The sequence below is a fragment of the Geovibrio sp. ADMFC3 genome (assembly GCF_054687035.1).
In genome coordinates, this window is record NZ_BAAFZG010000002.1 from 2075700 (window position 1) to 2093954 (window position 18255).

The window sequence follows — 18255 nt, forward strand, 5'->3', positions numbered from 1 at the left end:
GAAAGGTTCCTTTTTTTGTAAAAGATCTTAAGAAAATTTATTGAAAATTTGGTACACTAGTTTAATTTGAAGGATATACAAAAAACACAAAAGCAATTTATCATTATTCTGTATTTCGAGGAGTATCATATGAACGTTTCATTTAGGATGAAAATACTTGTCCCTGTAATTGCGGCAATAATCGGGTCGTTTCTTGTCACCGGAGTCATAATCTACCGTGTAGTTTACAAAGAAACTGAAGTTATTGCAAAAAATGATGTCAGCAACCTTTCTAAAAGCTATGGGAATCTTTTTAAGGGCGATATTGAAAAAAGTATAGCCGTTTCAGAGTCTCTCGCTGCGGCTGCAGTGACCTTTACTGAAGGCAAAGTCAGCCGTGATCAGGTTATGGAGCATCTGGTCAATGTTCTGGAAAATAATGATCATCTGTTTGATGTGTGGATCGTCTGGGAGCCTAACCTCTTTGACGGGAAAGACAGCGAACTTGCAGGTTCTGGAGCAGCAGGAACAAACGAGAAGGGGCAGTTCTGTCCTATGCCCTACAGAACGGGCGGCGGAGTCAGCAGATCTTACGCTTCATCTATGTATGCTGCCGGAGCAGTGAGCGACTGGTATCAGCTTCCGCTCAGAGACGGAAAGCTCCGCATCTCCGAACCAGCCACTTATGACTTTGAAGGAAAACAGCTTACAACGGTCACAATCAGTGTTCCCTTTGAAATAAACGGACAAATCATAGGCGTTGCCGGAGCAGATATCCTTCTTGACAGCCTCACAGAGATGATTAAGAACATTAAAGTCTACGACACAGGCTATACATTCCTTCTTTCTAATAAATTCACAATTATAGCCCACCACGATAAAGAACGTGTAGGGAAGCCTTCTGAATCTGAAAAACAGATTTCGCCTTACATAAATGAGGGTAAAGAATTTGCTGTGGAGAAAGTAAATGCTGCCGGCAAAATGGCATATACTCTTTACACACCCATCAGTATTAAAGGAACGGATTATAAATTTGTTTTCGGGCTCAGCGTTCCCCTTGAGGAAATTTACAAGGCGCTTGCTCATATCCGCTTCACCATCACAATAGCAGCCCTTATTGCTGTTCTTCTCGTTGCAGCAGTTATCTACCTGATTGCACAGGGGCTTGTGCGTCAGCTCGGTGGAGAACCGCAGGTTGTTGTTGACACTATGCAGAAAATTGCTTCCGGCGACTTCACCGCAAATCTTAAAATAAGGCAAGGAGATACAAGCAGTCTGACACACTCTGTGCGTGATATGGTTGATAAGCTGAGTGCCATGATACAGAATGTTACTACCGTTGCAGATGATCTTAAAAGCTCAAGCTCTGATCTTTCTGCCGGGGCGCAGGAACTCTCCGCCGGGATGAGTGAGCAGTCAGAACGCTCTGAACTTATTTCCACGGCGTCGAACGAGATGTCCGCCACAACAGGAGAGATAGCACGCAATCTTACGGAGATTTCTGATTTTGCTCATCATACATCTGCAAAAGCGGTTAACGGCCGTAATGTAGTTGATGACTCCCTCAAGGGTGTTATCAGGATAAAAGATACGGTGGATAAGTCATCAGAGCTTGTACATTCCCTTGGTAAAAAATCTCAGGAGATTAAAGACATTGTCAGTGTGATCAGTGATATAGCAGACCAGACGAATCTTCTTGCGCTGAATGCCGCTATAGAGGCTGCAAGAGCCGGCGAAGCCGGGCGTGGATTTGCAGTTGTTGCTGATGAGGTGCGGAAGCTGGCTGAACGCACACAGAAAGCAACTTCTGAAATATCAGATCTTGTTCTCGGAACACAGACTGAAATGAACAATGTTATCTCATCAATGGAAGGAGTCACAGGGCAGGTTCATACCGGTCTGGAATCATCAAAACAGATTGCAGTTGTTCTCAAAGACATTGAAGAGGGTGTGTCTCAACTTCAGTTTATGGTGGAGAACATATCTTCCGCAACACAGGAAATGGCTGCAACCAGCGGACAGATTCAGCAGGATATTGACTCTGTTGCTTCCGTATCTATTCAGGTTAAGTCAACCTCTGATCATCTGGCGGAGAATGCCTCCGGTCTTGAAAGTATTTCTGCAAGGCTGAGGGAGATGATGGGAAGCTTTAAGATAAGATAATATAATATAATATATTCAGCAGGCGGGGGTAATTCTCCCGCCTTTTTTGTTAAGATAATTGTCATAATCAGGACACTTCTATTCACATATCAAATATCACGCTGTATAATATATCAGATGCTCATATGTATGTTTAAAAACTTTATTAAACGTTATACAGCGGAGGTGTGTTGTGAGATATCTGATCAGAGTTCTTCTTTTTACCTGCTGTGCGGCATTTCTGGCTGCATGCGGCGGTGATGGCTCCGGCAGTAAAGAAGGTGTGGACCCCATTACTGCTCCCTACACAGGGACCTATGTATTTGATTCGCTTCTGATAACTTCAGTTGACGGCAACATGGATTCCGAAGACTGCGATCCCTTTAAAGCAGAGTTCAGCTATTCTCCTGAACGTTCGGTTGGTAAAGTTCAGTGCGGTGTAAATGAAAGTGAATCTCTTTATTACTACATAGATACAGCAGATTCTTCTTCGTGGGTAAATTGTGAGGAAGTGGATTTTACCATAACAGGAACCTATACTGCGGAAATAACCTATTCATGCACAGATTATCTGAATGATGTTTATCAGGCGGTGGGAAGCATCACAAAGACAGGCAATTCCTTTACTGTATTGTCTGAAGATAAATACTGGGAAGATCCGGACAATCTTTAAAAAATTCAGCGGGGCTTCATTGCCCCGTTTCCTCTGTTTTTTATTTTTTTACATATAACTGCTCAAGTATTGCCTGATCCTCTTAATTCAGTGATATTTCCTTTTCATTTACCCTAATAAAACTATACTGAAAATATCAGAAACAGGGGGCTGTAGGGAACATGAACGAAATTCAGCGGCAGGAGCTTGCCGCAATGATTGACAGATACTCCGAAAAAGATACGGTTTCACAAACTATTATTCCCAAACTGAGTCTTATGAAATCAGAAACCAAGAGGGTAAAAGCATCCACGGTTTACATGCCTTCTCTCTGTTTAATTGTGCAGGGGAAAAAGGAAATTTTCCTTGATTATGAGCTTTATACTTACTCTCCGTCTGAATATCTTGCTGTTTCTGTGGAACTTCCTGTTGTGGGGCAGATCACCGAAGCATCAAAGGAGAAGCCTTATCTCGGACTCAGCATAGAGCTTGACCCGCTTGCTATCAGTGAAATGCTGGTGCATGCTCCTGAACACGGGGCAACGTCCAGAGGTCTTTTTGTCGGGAAAACGGATGAAGGGCTCGCAGACTGCATCCTGCGTCTTGTCCGTTTGCTTGAAAGCCCTGCTGATGTGCCTTTTATGTCCCATTTAATTTTTAAAGAATTTTATTACCGTCTGCTCAAAAGCCCGCATGGGTGGAACCTGGCTCAACTCGCCATGAACGGAAGCAGCATGCAGAGAATAGCCAAAGTTATAAAAGTCCTTAAAACTGATTTTGCCCGAAACATGCGTATTGAAGAGATGGCAGAGATAGCAAATATGAGCCAGTCCTCCTTCCATCACCATTTTAAAGAGGTTACAGCCATGAGCCCGCTTCAGTTTCAGAAGCGTTTGCGGCTGACGGAAGCAAGGCGCATTATGTTAGCCGAACAGGCAGATGCAGCAAGCACTGCCTTCCGGGTGGGTTATGAAAGCCCTTCACAGTTCAGCAGGGAATACTCAAGGATGTTCGGCGCCCCGCCTTTGAGTGATATATCAAATCTCCGCCGTCATGCAGTGGTGGAGGAATAGAGGCATTACTTACTGTATGCTCCTGATAAACCCTGCAACAGCGTCAATTACTTTAGGTGAAACAGGATAGTCGGGATTGTAATATGAATTCTTCTGAGTCTGCATCGTATCCGCTTCCTTAAGAACATGGTTTACTCCGTCTAAAATATTCAGACGGATATTTTTATTCGCAGCAGCAAGAATTTCCGCATCTCTGACACTGATCTGTAAGTCTGTTGTTCCGTGGATAACTAATACTGGCATTTTCAGCCTGCCGATTATTTCAGCAGGGTTATATTTAAACCATGAAATGACATAGGGCTGAACACTGGGTCTGAAAGCAGGCATCATAAGCTCTGTAATATTGTCTGCAAGCTCACCTTTTTTCAGATGTTCCATGATTCTGCGGGCTTCAGGAAGATAATCAAGGGCATTTGCTGTGAACTGCTCCTCAAGCACTTCATATGCAGGGCGTCCTGCTCCTGCGAGGGATACAAAACCGTCAGCCTTCAAACGCTCCGCAGCAAGTGATCCTATGAGTGCGCCTTCACTGTGACCGACAATAATAAGCTTGCCGAAGCGCCCGCTTATTTTTAAATATTCACCCCAGAAAACGGCGTCATCAACAAAATGGTCAATTCTTGCTTCGCTTTCCGGCATTGAAATCTCTCTGCTTGCCTTAACCCCTCTTTTATCATAACGAAGTGAAGCTATCCCTTTTTGAGCAAGTCCTTCTGCAAGCTGTTTAAGTGATGCATTTTTACCTGATATTCTGTTGTTGCCGTCTCGGTCTGTAGGGCCGGAGCCTGCGATAATAAGCGCTACAGGCGGCTTAACTGAATCTGTGGGAACTTCCAGTGTGCCGTAAAGCCTTCCTGCAGGTAATTTAAGTACGGCTTCCTCTGCAGCGTATGAGAATAAAGGCAAAACCATAAAAAAAAGAGACAAAACTATATTACGGTACATAAATCACCCGTTAAAAGTTAGATAGATCAAATCATAACAGGTTTATTTTATGATGTCTTTGGCAAAAAGATGATCAATTCTTGATTTAATATATCTGGCACATTCCTGAAAATCATCCGATTCTGTATCGATGTCCGCTTCTGTCATGAAAAACTTATATGGCGGAATATCGAAAAGAGAGGCAATTTTTTCAATCATTTCAGCAGAGGCAAAACTTTTGCCTGATTCCATCTTGTAAATTTGTGTGGTGGAAACGTCCAGAAGCTCCGCAAGATGCTCCTGCGTGAACTCTCTGCTGTTCCTGAATTTTTTTAAATTATAACCGAATATCTCTTTAATCATCTATGCCTCTGGTTACTATTTATAATAATAAAAGTTATTTTTGTCTGGACAACTGAATCATATTCTTATATACGGTAATTAAATTCAGTTAAACGTATAAAGGCTTGTTATACAAGCGTTTAATATGCGGATTGCTGAATAGTTGATATCTGACGGCATTTGGATGCCACAGGGGGACTGCAAAGTCCCCTTCAAACTAAAATTAGATTCAGATAAAGATAAATATAAAGAAGAAAACCGGTAATCGGTCTGTTTTGAAAATTTGTCCCATATTATGGGCAAAAAACTACATCCTGTGTTTTTTGCCTACACGCTCGCACCGAACTTCGTTCGTCTTCGCTTCGCACGGCGTCGGCACATCCCTGTGCCTCTTAATTTATCTCACAAAAAACTATATTCTGCGATTTTTGCCTACACGCTTGCGCCGAACTTCGTTTGTCTTCGCTTCGCACGGCGTCGGCACATTCCCTGCGCCTCTTAATTTATCTCACAAAAAACTATATTCTGCGATTTTTGCCTACACGCTTGCGCCGAACTTCGTTCGTCTTCGCTTCGCACGGCGTCGGCACATCCCTGTGCCTCTTAATTTATCTCACAAAAAACTACACCTGTGTTTTTTGCCTACACGCTTGCGCCGAACTTCGTTCGTCTTCGGTTCGCACGGCGTCGGCACATCCCTGTGCCTCTTAATTTATCTCACAAAAATTACATCCTGCGATTTTTGCCTACACGCTCGTGCCGAACTTCAGTTTATTCTTTGGGGTCTAAAACGTCTCTCAGTCCTTCGCCAAGGAGGTTGTAGCCGAGGACGGTTATAAATATCGCAATTCCGGGGAAGAAGGAAAGCCACCATGCGAACAGAATATTATCTTTCCCTGCGGTGAGGATATTACCCCAAGAGGGCACAGGAGGCTGAACCCCGAGCCCAAGAAAGCTTAAAGCGGATTCGGTGAGTATTGCGCCAGCTATGCCTAAGGTGGCTGTGATAAAGATTGGTGTAAAAACATTGGGGAAAATATGTTTGAAGAGTATCTTGGCTGTACTGATGCCCTGTATTCTTGCCGCAGTGATATAGTCTCTGGTGCGAACGCTCATTACCTCTGCACGCACAAGCCTTGTCACGCCCATCCAGCTTGTGAGCCCGATTACCGCCATTACGTTAAAAACCGACGGGTTTAAAAAAGCGATAACAGCCAGTATTAGAAAAAAAGACGGGAAACACAGCATTATATCAACGAAGCGCATCACTATCATATCTGTAAACCCGCCGAAATAACCTGAAATAAGCCCCAGTACAGTGCCAATCATCACGGATATGCCAACAGCAACAAACCCAACAAAAAGAGAAATTCTTGTTCCATAAACAACCCGGCTGAAAATATCACGCCCCAGTTCGTCTGTGCCGAAATAATATACTGATGAGGGGGGGAGCAGCACTGAATTAAAGTCAATATGTGCCGGATCATGAGTGGCTATCAGCGGAGCAAACACAGCCACAAAAACGAAAAATGCAACTATAGCGGCACCGGCTAGAAACAGAATGTTCCCCTTTGCCTTATTAATTACTCTTTTTCGAGCCATATCTTATCCTCGGATCCACGGCCGCATATGCAATATCTGCAATGAGATTGCCCGCCAGCGTCAGCATAGCGCCTATTACAAGGACTCCCATCACAACTGGGTAGTCTCTCATCATGACTGACTGATAAAAAAGTTGTCCCATGCCGGGGATGCTGAATATTGATTCAAAAATAACGCTTCCGCCTATGAGCCCCGGAACGGAAAGACCTATTATTGTCACAACGGGAAGAAGGGCGTTCTTGAGAGCGTGTGTGAAAACAACCCTGCTTTCGTTCAAACCTCTTGCCCTTGCGGCTGTAACATATTCCTCTTTAAGGACATCAAGCATGCTGTTGCGGGCAAACCGGCTTATGCCTGCCAGCCCGCCGAATACGGATATTACAACAGGCATAAAAGTATGCTTGGCAATATCTGCAATTTTTCCGAAGGTGGACAGGTAATCATAATTAAATGAGCGAAGCCCGGAAATAGGAAACCAGCCCTTAACAACGCCGAAATAATACATGCAGAGAAGCGCCAGCCAGAAAGTCGGCATGGCAAACCCTGCAAAGACGAAAACCGTCACGCTTTTATCGAACAGGCTGTCTTTGTAATAGGCGGAAAGCACTCCTAAAGGTAGGGCAAATAGAAAAATAAGCACCATTCCCGCCACATTCAGCCATATTGTTACAGGCAGTCGTTCTTTAATCTTTTCCATCACTGTTTTACCGTCCTGGCTGAAAGATTCACCGAAGTCAAAACGGGCGAATTTTCCCAGCCAGTTTATATAACGTTCAAGGACGGGTTTATCCAGTTCATACATTTTAACAAATTTTTGGTAGGCAGTTTCGGAGAGTTTAGGATTCATAGAGGCGATGAACTGCGCCGGATCGCCCGGCGCAAGGTGTATCACCACGAAGCTGATAAGAGTTATTCCTATGAAAAGGGGAATCATCCCCGCTAGGCGTTTTGCAATATACCGGAGCATGTCAGTTCCTCCGGCGTTTATTTTTCAAAACGGTATTTCTGCTCACCTGCGGGAACATACCATTCTTCAAAGTTATAGGTTATACCCGCCGGGGCAGGGGCAACTTCCCTGAATCTTTTGCTCAGAGCAACGAGAGCATTGGGGACATAAAGGAAGGTATAAGGCTGATCCTCTGCAAGGATTTCCTGAAACCTGTCGTAATATTTTTTGCGTTCCTGCGGATTCATTGTATGCCTGCCGTCATCAATAAGCTGATCAACCTCAGGGTTGCTGTAGCAGATGAAGTTAAGCATCTTAGGTCCGCATTTGCTTGAGTGCCAAACATCATACGGATCAGGATCTTGAACTATGTTCCAGCCCATAACAACCGCATCAAATTTGCCTTTATCAATGTATTCGTTTATTAAGGATGCCCACTCAAGGACTCTGATTTCGACTTTTATGCCGATTTTGCTCCAGTTTTGCTGAACAGTTTCGGCTATTTTTGTTCTGACACTGTTTCCCTGATTGGTCATGAGCGTGAAGCTGAATTGTTTTCCGTCCTTATCCAGAATACCGTCACCGTCAGAGTCTGCCCATCCGGCTTCCGCAAGGAGCTGTTTTGCTTTCTCAGGGCTGTATTCATATTTTTTTACATTGTCGTTATACCACAGAGTGCCCGGTTTATAGGGTCCGTGAGCAGGAACACCTTCACCGAAGAGGATTCCGTCTATTATTTCCTGTTTGGGCGTAGCGTATGTCAGTGCCTGACGTATGCGTTTGTCTTCAAACAGGGGATTTTTCATATTATAGCCTATATAGGCATAGCTGGGGGCGAGATAGGTGTACTTGTCATAACTGTTGGTGAAAAGCGCAGTATCTGTCTGTTTTACCCATTGTGTAGGTGTGAGCCCCATAATGTCCACGCTGCCGTTGAGCAGTTCCATGAAGGTTGTGTTAAGATCCGGGATGATGCGGAAGATCAGTCTGTCGAGGTTGGGTCTTCCGTCAAAATAGTCTTCATTTGCCTCAAGGGTGATGGATTCGCCGGACTTCCATTCTTTAAACCTGTACATTCCTGTTCCCACAGGTGAGCGCATAAGAGATGATTTTGCAGCTTCCTTTCCTTCGAGAAGGTGTTTGGGGATAACAGCCATGCTCCAACTGAGAAGAGCAGGGGCAAAGGGTTCAGCGTAGCTGATTCTGACTGTGTAAGGGTCTATTACCTGAAAGCCTGTTACCAGACGAAAGTCTGCATCGTATGAAGTGGGTGTGCTGTTGTCGATCATGAACTTGTAGGTGAACTCCACATCATCTGCCGTAAAAGGTTCACCGTCATGCCATTTAACATCTTTTTTCAGTTTGAAGGTTATGGTTTTGCTGTCGTCAGAGATTTCCCACGATTCGGCGAGATCTCCTACGATATTAAGGTTTTTATCAAACTTGACCAAGCCGTTGTAGATATACTGTGACACTTCGTGAGATGCGCTGTCGGACGTTATGTTGTAAATGAGCCCGGAGGCATCCCCAAGTGCGGAGATAACGAGGGCATCACCAGTGACGCCCTCTGCTTTGCGTTTTTCCGCAGTTTTGCCGCCTTCTTTGTTTTTATCTTCGCATCCTGATAAAAAGGACACACATAAAACTGCAAGCAGCAGAAAAACAATTTTTTTCATTTTAGTTCGATTCCATAGGTACTTGGGGTGCAGTTTCAGAAGGAGCAGCAGGAGCTGTCTGCTGAAGGGGCTGGGGAATCCTGTCTGTGATGCTGCCTGTTGTTCTCTGTTTTGCCATAACGGCAAGTCCCAGTGAAGTTATCATGAAAGTGATAGCGATAACTGAAGTTATTTTGTTCATGATATTTGCCGGGGCTCCGGGACCGAAAAGGCTGCCTGAACCTCCGCCGAGCGCTGCTGAAAGTTCAGAGCCTTTGCCCGACTGAAGCAGAACCGCAATTATCAGAAGAATACAAATGAAAATGTGGAATACGAGAAGATAAGTGTACATTATTTAACGACCTCTTTTATTTGCTGGAATTTATAATACCGAGAAAATCTTCAGGCTTCAGGCTTGCTCCGCCAACCAGCGCTCCGTTTATATCGGGCTGATTCATGAGCCCTTTTGCATTGTCAGGTTTGACACTGCCGCCGTAGAGAATTCTCAGTTTATTTGCTATTACCGGTCCGTAGAGACTTTTAAGCATTTCGCGGATACGGAAGTGCATTGCCTGCGCATCTGAGGGGCTTGCATTTACCCCTGTTCCTATAGCCCAGACGGGCTCATAAGCTACAGTAACCTGCTCTATTTTGTCAACAGGCACGTCTTTCAGCCCTTTTGCCACCTGTGCGGTAACTGTTTCAAAGTGGGAGTCAGCCTCCCTCTCAAAGAGAGTTTCCCCTACACAGAGAATAACATCAAGCCCGTGGCTGAGGGTAAGGCGTACTTTTTTATTGATTAGCTGGTCGGTTTCACCGAATATCTGTCTGCGTTCGGAGTGACCGATAATAACGGAAGTAACTCCCACAGATTTAAGCATGGATATGGAGGACTCCCCGGTGAAGGCTCCTTTTTCTTCGGCTGACACGTTCTGTGCCACAACCGCAAGTCTGCCTTTGCTGCTGGCGATGGTTTGCTTAACAGGGTAAAGGACAGGGAACGCCGGAGCAACACCCACATCCACGGTGTCGTAATCTATGCTTGCGTGAAGGAGTTTTCCTGCAAGTTCGGCTCCTTCTGCTGCGTCAAGATTCATTTTCCAGTTGCCGACTATGTAGGGCTTCATCATTCCGCATCACCTTTTTTGGGAGCAGCGGTTTTAAGGGATTCACCCATTTCAAGGCTGCCGTTGAACACCACGCCTTCCTCCATCTGTATGGCGGCGGAGCGTATTGTTCCAGTGACATTTGCCGGCTTATAAAGTTCCACTTTAGTTTTTGCAGTGATTGTTCCGTCAAACTTGCCGGATATTTTAACCTGTCCTGCTTCTATTTCGGCTTTTACGTTGCCGGAATTAGCAATGACAAGCGTGTCGCTTGTTTTTATGTTTCCTTCAAAATTGCCGTCCATGCGTACAAGCCCGTCAAAGATAAGCGTGCCTTTGAAAGTGGTGTTCTTGCCGAGAAAAGCGTCGATGCCGCCGTTGTCTTCTTTTCCTTTGATCATTCTTCGCCTCTGATTCTTTTTATGATTCGGTCAAGCTCATCTTCAGAGCTGTATTTAATCTCTATTGTTCCGCCGTTTTTGGCTGTTTTAAGTGTGATTCTGGTTTTGAAGAACTCTTCCAGTTCATCTTTCAGCCCCATAAGGAAAACATCCGCCTCGGGCTGCTGCTCTGCTTTCTGCACCGGCTCTTTTTTCAGCTTGGCAACCAGACGCTCTGTCTCACGGACGGAGAGTGCGCCTTCTATGACTTTTTTAAGCGCACTGATTATCTTTTTATCATCCTCAAGACCGAGGAGGGCTCTTGCGTGCCCTTCTGTGATCAGGTCTTCCTTCATAGCTTCAAGCGCTTTAGGGGGAAGGTTCAGAAGACGCAGTGTATTGGCGACTGCGCTTCTGCTTTTGCCGATTACTTTTGCCACCTCTTCCTGAGTGTAGCCGTGCTGTTCCATGAGGTTTTTATATGCAGCGGCAAGCTCATATGCTCCGAGGTCCTGTCTCTGGACATTTTCAATGAGGGCTAGTTCAAGCCTTTCCGCTTCGCTGTCAACATTTCTGACAATGGCGGGGATTTTTTTCAGACCTGCAAGCCCTGCGGCACGGAAACGGCGTTCGCCGGCGATTATCAAATAGCCTTCGTCCGTCTTTGTGAGGACTATGGGCTGGATAACTCCTTTTTCCCTGACTGACGCCACAAGTTCGTCCAGAGGTTCCTGCTCAAACCGGGTTCTCGGCTGGTTCACATTTGCATATATGAAGGCAAGGTCAATCTCGCCAACAGGAGCTTTTGTTTCATTTTTCGGTATAAGGGATTCAAGCCCTCTGCCTAGAACGTTCTTTTTCATAATCTGGGAAGTATCTCTTTAGCGAGGTCGATGTAGCTCGCCGCTCCTTTAGATTTTATGTCGTATTCTATGATGGACATCCCGAAACTGGGTGCTTCGGAGAGTCTGACGTTTCTTGGAACTATGGTTCTGAACATGTTTTCGCTGAAAAATTCCTCGATTTGGGTCATAACCTCTTTGGAGAGATTATTGCGGGGATCGTACATAGTCAGCAGAATTCCCTCAAGGGCAAGGTTTTCGTTCAGGCTTTCCCTTATCAGGCGTATTGTGTTGAGAAGCTGCCCCAAACCTTCCATAGCATAATATTCGCACTGGAGGGGGATAAGCACGGAGTCCGCCGCTGTGAGGGCGTTAACAGTCAAAAGCCCCAGTGACGGAGGGCAGTCAATGAGAATCACTTTGTATTTATCTCTAATTTTTTCGAGCTGTTTTTTCAGCCTTGTTTCCCTCGAAAGGGCGGTAACAAGCTCAACTTCCGCAGCGGTAAGGTTGATGTTGCTGGGGAGCAGATCAAGATTATCAACCTTACTGGGCAGTATTGCCTCTTCTATATCAGCATTTCCGATGAGGACGTCATAAACACTGGCGTACTCACCCTTGGTTTCAAACCCGATTCCGCTTGAGGCGTTCCCCTGAGGGTCCATATCCACAAGCAGAACTTTGGCTTCGGCAAAGGCAAGTGATGAGCCTAAGTTTATGGCAGTAGTTGTCTTTCCTACGCCGCCCTTCTGGTTGGCTATTGCGATTATTTTTCCCATAGAACTCATACATTAGATAATCCGTGTACAAAAATCAAGATCAATCACCGGAAGAGGGTAAATAACCTGAAACCCTTAAAATACGGCAGTTTCCAGAGCTTTAGCTGACAAAGACCGCACTTTTTTATTATAAATAGGAGAAATTTTTCAAATATGTTGAAAACGTTTGAATTTCTAATATAATTCAAGAGCGGATAAATCCGCTTAGAGGCAATTTACCGATTAATATGCCTGCTTTTTGTAATGACGAGGTTAGTTAATGAAAATATCATGCAGGAAAAAGACTGCTTTCAATTCAAGGAAAGAGGCTGTTATCATCCCCGTATATAAAAATATGGGTTCACTTAAGCTGCTCACAGGTAAAAGAATAGACGATGAAATCGCCAATATAGTCAATTCCGACTATTTTAACTTTGAGGATAAAGAAATAAAAAGCTTCTACATTGATATGAAAAAGAAGCTGAAAAGAATTTTTCTGGTAAACGTGCCGAAAGATCCGGAAGATTACAGGTATTATCTTGAGCTTGGCGCTCAGTTTTCAAAAATTATCAGAAAAGATAAACTTTTCTCATTTTCCCTTGTGTCATTTGAAGATATATATGCTGAAAAAAAAGAGGGGAGCTACACAAAAAGCTTTCTTGAAGGTTTGTTTTTCGGTCTTTATTCCTTTGAAAGATACAAAAGCAGAAAAGAGAGCTTCGACTTTGAAGAGGTTGAGGTTATCACCACCTTCACTAAGCTGAAAAAATTCATAGACGCCGGTGCCGAAAGATGGGCAACCATATTTCAGAATGTCTATCTGGCAAGGGATCTCATCAATACTCCCCCTATGGATATGACACCCGCTATCTTCGCCGAAACTGTTAAAGCAGAAGAGGGGGATGATTTCGGTGTTACTGTTTATGATGACAGGGAGATAAAGGAAAAAGGGCTTAATCTTATCGATGTTGTTGGCATGGGCAGTGTCAACAAACCGAGATTTGTTATAATTGACTATAAAGGCGACCCTGAAAATGAAAAGCATGTAGCTTTTGTCGGCAAGGGTGTTACATTTGATTCCGGCGGCAGCAACCTTAAACCCACGGGAAGCATGGAAACAATGAAGTGCGATATGGCAGGTGCGGCAACGGTTTATGCTGTTACGAAACTTGCCCGTGAACTGAAACTTCCTGTAAATATCAGAACATATATACCCCTTGTGGAAAACATGATAGGCGGCAGTGCCTACAGACCCGGAGACGTTATAACCTCTGCCTCCGGCAAAACCGTTGAGGTGTTGAACACTGATGCAGAAGGCAGGCTGATCCTTGCTGATGCTCTGTATACTGCAACGCAGACTGACCCTGAAGTGATTGTTGATGTGGCGACCCTTACCGGGGCATGTGTAGTTGCTTTGGGAAGCCATTGTGCGGGGCTTTTCAGCAACAGAAAATTCCTTGCTAAAAATATCAGCGATTTATCAGGCGATATAGGTGAGGATATATGGGAGCTTCCCCTGCTTAAAACTTATGAAAAGAGGATAAAGAGCGATATCGCCGATCTCCGTAATATAGCAAGACAGAGAACGGAAGCGGGCTCAACCATAGCGGCTCTGTTCCTGCGTGAGTTTGTGGACAACTGGCCATGGATACATCTTGATATCGCAGGTCCCGCATACCTTGAAGAAGAACACCCTGTTTTCGGAAAACATGCCTCAGGTTTCGGTATAAGGCTTCTTCTGGAGTTTATAGAAAGGTATTATTGCAAAAATGAAAATTGATACATCGTTCTTTAAAGGCGGAGCGGCAAAAGGGCTGACAACGGCTCTGACCGCTGTTGTCCTTGTTTTTATTATGTCGGCGGGGCTGCGGTATATTCAGCTTGAAAGGTGGCGTGAACACAAGGAGTATTACTTTGTGGATAAAATGCCCCAGATGACCACACTGGATTCCTACAAGTGGCTTCGCTATGCGGATGAGTATAAAAAAGGGGAGTATTATCCGTCAGATAATGATCCGCTGATGTTTTATCCGGACGAGAGATCAAAACATAAAACAATACCTATGATAAGCTGGCTTATTGCCAAGCTTTCCGTATTTTCCGACGGAAATATATACCGCACTGCGGTTTATCTTCTGCCTTTTCTGGCGTCCCTGTTTGTGATACCCCTTGGGCTGTATTTTTACTTTACCGGAATGATTCCCGCAGGCATAGCCGGCGGAATTGCCGGTTCGATAGGCATAGTCTATCTCGTGCGCACTGCTATAGGCAGGGTGGACACGGATGCAATGAATCTGTTTTTCCCGTTTCTGACTTCGCTTTTCATGCTGCTGGCATCGGAGGCTAAGGATTCAAAAAGGCTGTATATCCATTCCGTCCTTGCGGGACTTTCCATGTGGCTGTTTTATTGGTGGTATGAACATCCGGGAATAACAGTGGCTTATCTGGGTGTTTTCGTACTTGTTCTGCTTTTATCAAAAGCGGGCATCAAGAAAACAGCAGTTTCGGTTGCCTTGTTTGCTCTTTTTGCTAATCCCATTCAGCTTTTCTATGGTTTTCATCATATTTTTGACTTCTTTGCAGTTTATATAACACCAAGCGGCAGCATAGCCGCTGGTTTTCCAGATGTTTATGCCACAATAACAGAGGCAAGGCGTACGGAAATTTCAAGGGTTCTTGTGAGCCTGACTCCATTTAAAGCTCTCTCAGTGTCGGGACTTGTTCTTTTTGCTGTCTGCGGCTTGTTTAATTTCAGGCGAATGCTTCCTCTTGCGCCTGTGTTCGTTCTGGGGCTCATGGTATTCAAAAGCTCAAACAGGTTCGGCATGTTTCTCACACCTTTTGTGGGCATAGGGTTGGGCTATGGTATTTATCTGCTTTTCAAGGCTTTTGAAGACAGGGTGAAACTTCGTGAACAGATTAAATATGCTGTTTCTACTGCTGTTGCGGCGGCTTTTATGCTGATTGTCTATAACTCCTCCTTTGATTTCAATCCGTCACCTTCAATAGAAGTGGGGATATATAAGCAGATCAGGGAGCTGAAAAAGGCTGCTCCGCAGGACGCAGTTATCTATTCATGGTGGGATTACGGTCTGGCTTACGAATACGCAGGTTTTACAACCTTTCATGACGGCATGACCCAGAGAACTCCCAAAACCTATTACGTGGCAAAGTCTCTTTCATCAAGCAGTCAGGAGGAACTCTACAACACTATTGCCTTCCTTGCCACTGAAGGCAGAACAGGCATAGACCGTATCTTGTCTGAAGATAAAACCCCGCAGGATATATCAGCTATGGCTGCGGAAAATGAAATACCGGTTCAGGGCGGCAGGTATGTTGTCCTTTTCACCAGGGATATGCTCTATAAAATGGGTGCGATCAGCCAGCTCGGCACATGGGATTTCGAGACCGGCAAGTCCGTTCCTTTTACCATAATCAACATGCGCTGCACCCAGAAAGAGGGGGACGTTGTAATCTGCGGCAAAGACAGAATAAACCTTGCCACAGGGATAGTTAACTCATCTCTTCCGCTTTTGAGCCATACTGTTACGGTAAACGGAAAACTGTTTAATTCCCGTGAGTTTCCCTATGCCAACGGGGTGCATCTCATTGAAAGCAGATGGGAATCAGGTTCCACTGATTTTATGATTCTGGATGAGAAAGCATTCAGATCAAATATGGTGCAGATGTTTGTTATCGGCAATGCTGATAGCTCCCGCTTTACCGAAATTTTTAACTCAGTGCCTTTTATGAGGGCTTTTGTAGTTAACGGACGCTGAATGTAAAGAATTTGTTGTTAAAATGACAGGGAATTCAAAAGAAGTATTGATTTTATCTATATAGTGCTGATAATATACTTATCAGCACTATCACTTCAAGGAGTTCCCCATGGATTTTAAACAAATAGAAGCATTCGTATATGTTGCAAAATACAAATCCTTTTCCCGCGCGGCAGAAAAGCTTCTTCTCAGCCAGCCGACAATCTCCACTCACATAAGCACCCTTGAAGAACAGCTCGGTGTCAAACTTTTTGACAGGCTCTCCAAAGAGGTCATCCTCACGGAAGCCGGACAGGTGTTCTACCCTTATGCAGTGGATATTCTCGACCTGCGTGAGCGCTCGCAGGAAGCGATCAAAGAGTTCCTTAATGAAATAAGCGGACACCTTCATATCGGTTACAGCACAGTTCCCGCCGAATTCATTCTGCCCGAAGTTATCAGGAAGTTTAAGGAGGAGTATCCTAAAACCTTCTTTACTCTGGATATAAACGGGACGCAGAATGTTGTGCAGAGGCTCTCTGACGGCATACTGGATCTTGCTATAGTGGCAAGGAAGATCCCTAAAAAAGATCTTGAGTACAAGGTTCTCCTGCGGGATAAAATTGTTCTTATAGTTCATAAGAACCATAAGTTTTTTGACCGTGCCAGCGTTTTTCTTGAGGAGATCCTTCAGGAAAGCTTCATCATAAGGGAGATGGGTTCCGGAACAAGAGCTGCTGTGGAGCATGCTTTTAAACAGAAAGGTTATGACTTTGAATCTCTTGATGCCGTGGCTATGCTCAGTTCAACTTACTCCATCAAGCATGCGGTTAAACGTCAGCTCGGCATAGCTTTCATGAGTCAGATGGCTCTTTCTGAGGATGAATGCGGAGGCGGTATTAAGGCTATCCCCATTACTGACCTTGTTGTAGAAAAAGAGATTTACGTTGTTTACAGTAAAAAACGCACCAATAAGAAGCTGATGAAGCACTTCATCGATACCCTTCTTAAACATGCGCGCGAATAAAAACCTTCTGAGGCGGCTTCTGAGCCGCCTTTTCTTTTTCAAAACTTCTTTAACCTCCGGCAGTCTTTAGACTGAATGTGCAAACTACCCTGTACAAAAGGAGCATGCACGGGTTAGTATAAATTTCATATACTTTTTCAGAGGGATTTTTATGAGGCTTGGTCTTGGTATTCTTTTCATTGTTCTGTGCGTTTCCTGTGCGCCGAAACAGCCTGCACCGTCAGGATCTTACGATAATGTACCGGATGATGAGATACATGCGTTTGTGGACTCCCCTGTTATGCCCGAAGCTGAGAAAAAGCCCGAACCTCTCCCTGCACCTTCTCCGAAAATACCTGATACTGTATTTATTCCTAAGACTACGGAGCAGGTGGAGCATGATCACAGGATACCTCCTGATGCAAAAATTACCGGAGCTGTGTATGACAAGCCTTATGTGGTTCGCGGTGAGACGTATCACAGGCTGAAATACGTGGAAACCTTTGAACAGGAAGGCATAGCAAGCTGGTACGGCGGACCTGACCACGGGCTGCCAACTTCAAACGGCGAAACTTACAACATGTATGCAATGACTGCCGCTCACAAAAATCTCCCCATGGGAAGCAGTGTTGAAGTTACAAACCTTGAAAACGGGCGGAAAGTTAATGTCAGAATAAATGACAGAGGACCCCATGTGGAAGGGCGGATAATTGACCTCTCCAAAAAGGCAGCAGAGCAGATAGGCATAAAGGACAAGGGTCTTGGAAAAGTCCGTGTGGTTCTCCTCGCTCCGGCGGGTGAAAAAAGTGAAGATGATTTCGCCCCCGATTCGCCCAACATGGCATACGCAGGAACAACAACCGCAATGTTTGCAGTGCAGATAGCATCATTTACTGATAAAGAACAGGCTCAAGCCCTTGCTGATACATTTGACAGCGGCAAGGTGGAGCGTGCTGTAGTCAGAGGAACAACTTATTACAGGGTGAAGGTTGGCGGCTTCGGAACAAAGGAAGCGGCAGAAGCCCGCAAGAAGCAGATGGTGTCCCGTTATCCCAGAGCATTTGTGGTGACGGAGTGAAATACAGATTTA

Annotated in this window: 17 protein-coding genes; 7 read left to right on the top strand and 10 right to left on the bottom strand. The window is 44.8% G+C overall.

Features of this window, described 5'->3' with window-relative positions:
- Positions 1-129: 129 nt before the first annotated feature.
- From ACYRYY_RS10230 to ACYRYY_RS10240, 3 genes are all read left to right on the top strand, one after another.
- Positions 130-2142 carry a methyl-accepting chemotaxis protein gene (locus ACYRYY_RS10230; protein ID WP_460215493.1) on the top strand — a complete coding sequence of 671 codons (2013 nt, stop codon included), beginning with the start codon at positions 130-132 and terminating at the stop codon, positions 2140-2142.
- Between the two features lie 172 nt (positions 2143-2314).
- Positions 2315-2794: a hypothetical protein gene (locus ACYRYY_RS10235; protein WP_460215494.1), complete on the top strand. Its 480-nt coding sequence runs from the start codon at positions 2315-2317 to the stop codon at positions 2792-2794.
- 161 nt (positions 2795-2955) lie between these two features.
- On the top strand, positions 2956-3846 hold the full coding sequence (locus ACYRYY_RS10240; protein ID WP_460215495.1) for an AraC family transcriptional regulator: 891 nt from the start codon (positions 2956-2958) through the stop codon (positions 3844-3846).
- A 9-nt stretch (positions 3847-3855) separates the two neighbouring features.
- Here the strand turns inward: ACYRYY_RS10240 and ACYRYY_RS10245 are convergent, their stop codons facing one another.
- The 10 genes from ACYRYY_RS10245 to ACYRYY_RS10290 all read right to left on the bottom strand — a co-directional run bounded on the left by ACYRYY_RS10245 (position 3856) and on the right by ACYRYY_RS10290 (position 12422).
- A complete protein-coding gene (locus ACYRYY_RS10245) occupies positions 3856-4791 on the bottom strand; it encodes an alpha/beta hydrolase family protein (protein WP_460215496.1) in 936 nt (311 codons plus the stop codon).
- A gap of 42 nt (positions 4792-4833) precedes the next feature.
- Complete coding sequence (locus ACYRYY_RS10250; protein WP_460215497.1) at positions 4834-5133, bottom strand: helix-turn-helix domain-containing protein; 300 nt, start codon at positions 5131-5133, stop codon at positions 4834-4836.
- Between the two features lie 750 nt (positions 5134-5883).
- Positions 5884-6714 carry an ABC transporter permease gene (locus ACYRYY_RS10255; protein WP_460215498.1) on the bottom strand — a complete coding sequence of 277 codons (831 nt, stop codon included), beginning with the start codon at positions 6712-6714 and terminating at the stop codon, positions 5884-5886.
- Positions 6692-7681, bottom strand: coding sequence for an ABC transporter permease (locus ACYRYY_RS10260; RefSeq protein WP_460215499.1), 990 nt, complete (start codon positions 7679-7681; stop codon positions 6692-6694). The genes ACYRYY_RS10255 and ACYRYY_RS10260 overlap by 23 nt, the downstream gene beginning before the upstream one ends.
- A 17-nt stretch (positions 7682-7698) precedes the next feature.
- The gene (locus ACYRYY_RS10265) at positions 7699-9336 is read right to left on the bottom strand and encodes a peptide-binding protein (RefSeq protein WP_460215500.1); all 1638 of its coding nucleotides are present in this window, start codon (positions 9334-9336) and stop codon (positions 7699-7701) included.
- Position 9337: 1 nt separating this feature from the next.
- Positions 9338-9667: a preprotein translocase subunit SecG gene (gene secG / locus ACYRYY_RS10270; RefSeq protein ID WP_460215501.1), complete on the bottom strand. Its 330-nt coding sequence runs from the start codon at positions 9665-9667 to the stop codon at positions 9338-9340.
- A gap of 16 nt (positions 9668-9683) precedes the next feature.
- Complete coding sequence (gene tpiA, locus ACYRYY_RS10275; RefSeq protein ID WP_460215502.1) at positions 9684-10445, bottom strand: triose-phosphate isomerase; 762 nt, start codon at positions 10443-10445, stop codon at positions 9684-9686.
- The gene (locus tag ACYRYY_RS10280; protein WP_460215503.1) at positions 10442-10822 is read right to left on the bottom strand and encodes a bactofilin family protein; all 381 of its coding nucleotides are present in this window, start codon (positions 10820-10822) and stop codon (positions 10442-10444) included. Before ACYRYY_RS10280 ends, tpiA begins: the two co-directional genes overlap by 4 nt.
- Complete coding sequence (locus tag ACYRYY_RS10285) at positions 10819-11664, bottom strand: ParB/RepB/Spo0J family partition protein (RefSeq protein WP_460215504.1); 846 nt, start codon at positions 11662-11664, stop codon at positions 10819-10821. Before ACYRYY_RS10285 ends, ACYRYY_RS10280 begins: the two co-directional genes overlap by 4 nt.
- Positions 11661-12422, bottom strand: a complete 762-nt coding sequence (locus ACYRYY_RS10290) for a ParA family protein (RefSeq protein WP_460215505.1) — start codon at positions 12420-12422, stop codon at positions 11661-11663. The genes ACYRYY_RS10285 and ACYRYY_RS10290 overlap by 4 nt, the downstream gene beginning before the upstream one ends.
- Positions 12423-12681: 259 nt before the next feature.
- Between ACYRYY_RS10290 and ACYRYY_RS10295 the strand changes: the two genes are divergently transcribed.
- The 4 genes from ACYRYY_RS10295 to ACYRYY_RS10310 all read left to right on the top strand — a co-directional run bounded on the left by ACYRYY_RS10295 (position 12682) and on the right by ACYRYY_RS10310 (position 18243).
- On the top strand, positions 12682-14181 hold the full coding sequence (locus ACYRYY_RS10295; RefSeq protein WP_460215506.1) for a leucyl aminopeptidase: 1500 nt from the start codon (positions 12682-12684) through the stop codon (positions 14179-14181).
- Positions 14171-16180 (top strand): STT3 domain-containing protein, encoded by a 2010-nt coding sequence (locus tag ACYRYY_RS10300; RefSeq protein WP_460215507.1) that lies wholly within the window; start codon positions 14171-14173, stop codon positions 16178-16180. The genes ACYRYY_RS10295 and ACYRYY_RS10300 overlap by 11 nt, the downstream gene beginning before the upstream one ends.
- 109 nt (positions 16181-16289) lie before the next feature.
- On the top strand, positions 16290-17186 hold the full coding sequence (locus tag ACYRYY_RS10305; RefSeq protein ID WP_460215508.1) for a selenium metabolism-associated LysR family transcriptional regulator: 897 nt from the start codon (positions 16290-16292) through the stop codon (positions 17184-17186).
- A gap of 151 nt (positions 17187-17337) precedes the next feature.
- The gene (locus ACYRYY_RS10310; protein ID WP_460215509.1) at positions 17338-18243 is read left to right on the top strand and encodes a septal ring lytic transglycosylase RlpA family protein; all 906 of its coding nucleotides are present in this window, start codon (positions 17338-17340) and stop codon (positions 18241-18243) included.
- Positions 18244-18255: the final 12 nt, after the last annotated feature.

Coding starts and splice junctions, on each gene's coding strand:
- ACYRYY_RS10230 (WP_460215493.1), top strand. CDS start 130: ATGAACGTTTCATTTAGGATGAAAATACTTGTCCCTGTAATTGCGGCA.
- ACYRYY_RS10240 (WP_460215495.1), top strand. CDS start 2,956: ATGAACGAAATTCAGCGGCAGGAGCTTGCCGCAATGATTGACAGATAC.
- ACYRYY_RS10245 (WP_460215496.1), bottom strand. CDS start 4,791: ATGTACCGTAATATAGTTTTGTCTCTTTTTTTTATGGTTTTGCCTTTA.
- ACYRYY_RS10250 (WP_460215497.1), bottom strand. CDS start 5,133: ATGATTAAAGAGATATTCGGTTATAATTTAAAAAAATTCAGGAACAGC.
- ACYRYY_RS10255 (WP_460215498.1), bottom strand. CDS start 6,714: ATGGCTCGAAAAAGAGTAATTAATAAGGCAAAGGGGAACATTCTGTTT.
- ACYRYY_RS10260 (WP_460215499.1), bottom strand. CDS start 7,681: ATGCTCCGGTATATTGCAAAACGCCTAGCGGGGATGATTCCCCTTTTC.
- ACYRYY_RS10265 (WP_460215500.1), bottom strand. CDS start 9,336: ATGAAAAAAATTGTTTTTCTGCTGCTTGCAGTTTTATGTGTGTCCTTT.
- secG (WP_460215501.1), bottom strand. CDS start 9,667: ATGTACACTTATCTTCTCGTATTCCACATTTTCATTTGTATTCTTCTG.
- tpiA (WP_460215502.1), bottom strand. CDS start 10,445: ATGATGAAGCCCTACATAGTCGGCAACTGGAAAATGAATCTTGACGCA.
- ACYRYY_RS10280 (WP_460215503.1), bottom strand. CDS start 10,822: ATGATCAAAGGAAAAGAAGACAACGGCGGCATCGACGCTTTTCTCGGC.
- ACYRYY_RS10285 (WP_460215504.1), bottom strand. CDS start 11,664: ATGAAAAAGAACGTTCTAGGCAGAGGGCTTGAATCCCTTATACCGAAA.
- ACYRYY_RS10290 (WP_460215505.1), bottom strand. CDS start 12,422: ATGGGAAAAATAATCGCAATAGCCAACCAGAAGGGCGGCGTAGGAAAG.
- ACYRYY_RS10295 (WP_460215506.1), top strand. CDS start 12,682: ATGAAAATATCATGCAGGAAAAAGACTGCTTTCAATTCAAGGAAAGAG.
- ACYRYY_RS10300 (WP_460215507.1), top strand. CDS start 14,171: ATGAAAATTGATACATCGTTCTTTAAAGGCGGAGCGGCAAAAGGGCTG.
- ACYRYY_RS10305 (WP_460215508.1), top strand. CDS start 16,290: ATGGATTTTAAACAAATAGAAGCATTCGTATATGTTGCAAAATACAAA.
- ACYRYY_RS10310 (WP_460215509.1), top strand. CDS start 17,338: ATGAGGCTTGGTCTTGGTATTCTTTTCATTGTTCTGTGCGTTTCCTGT.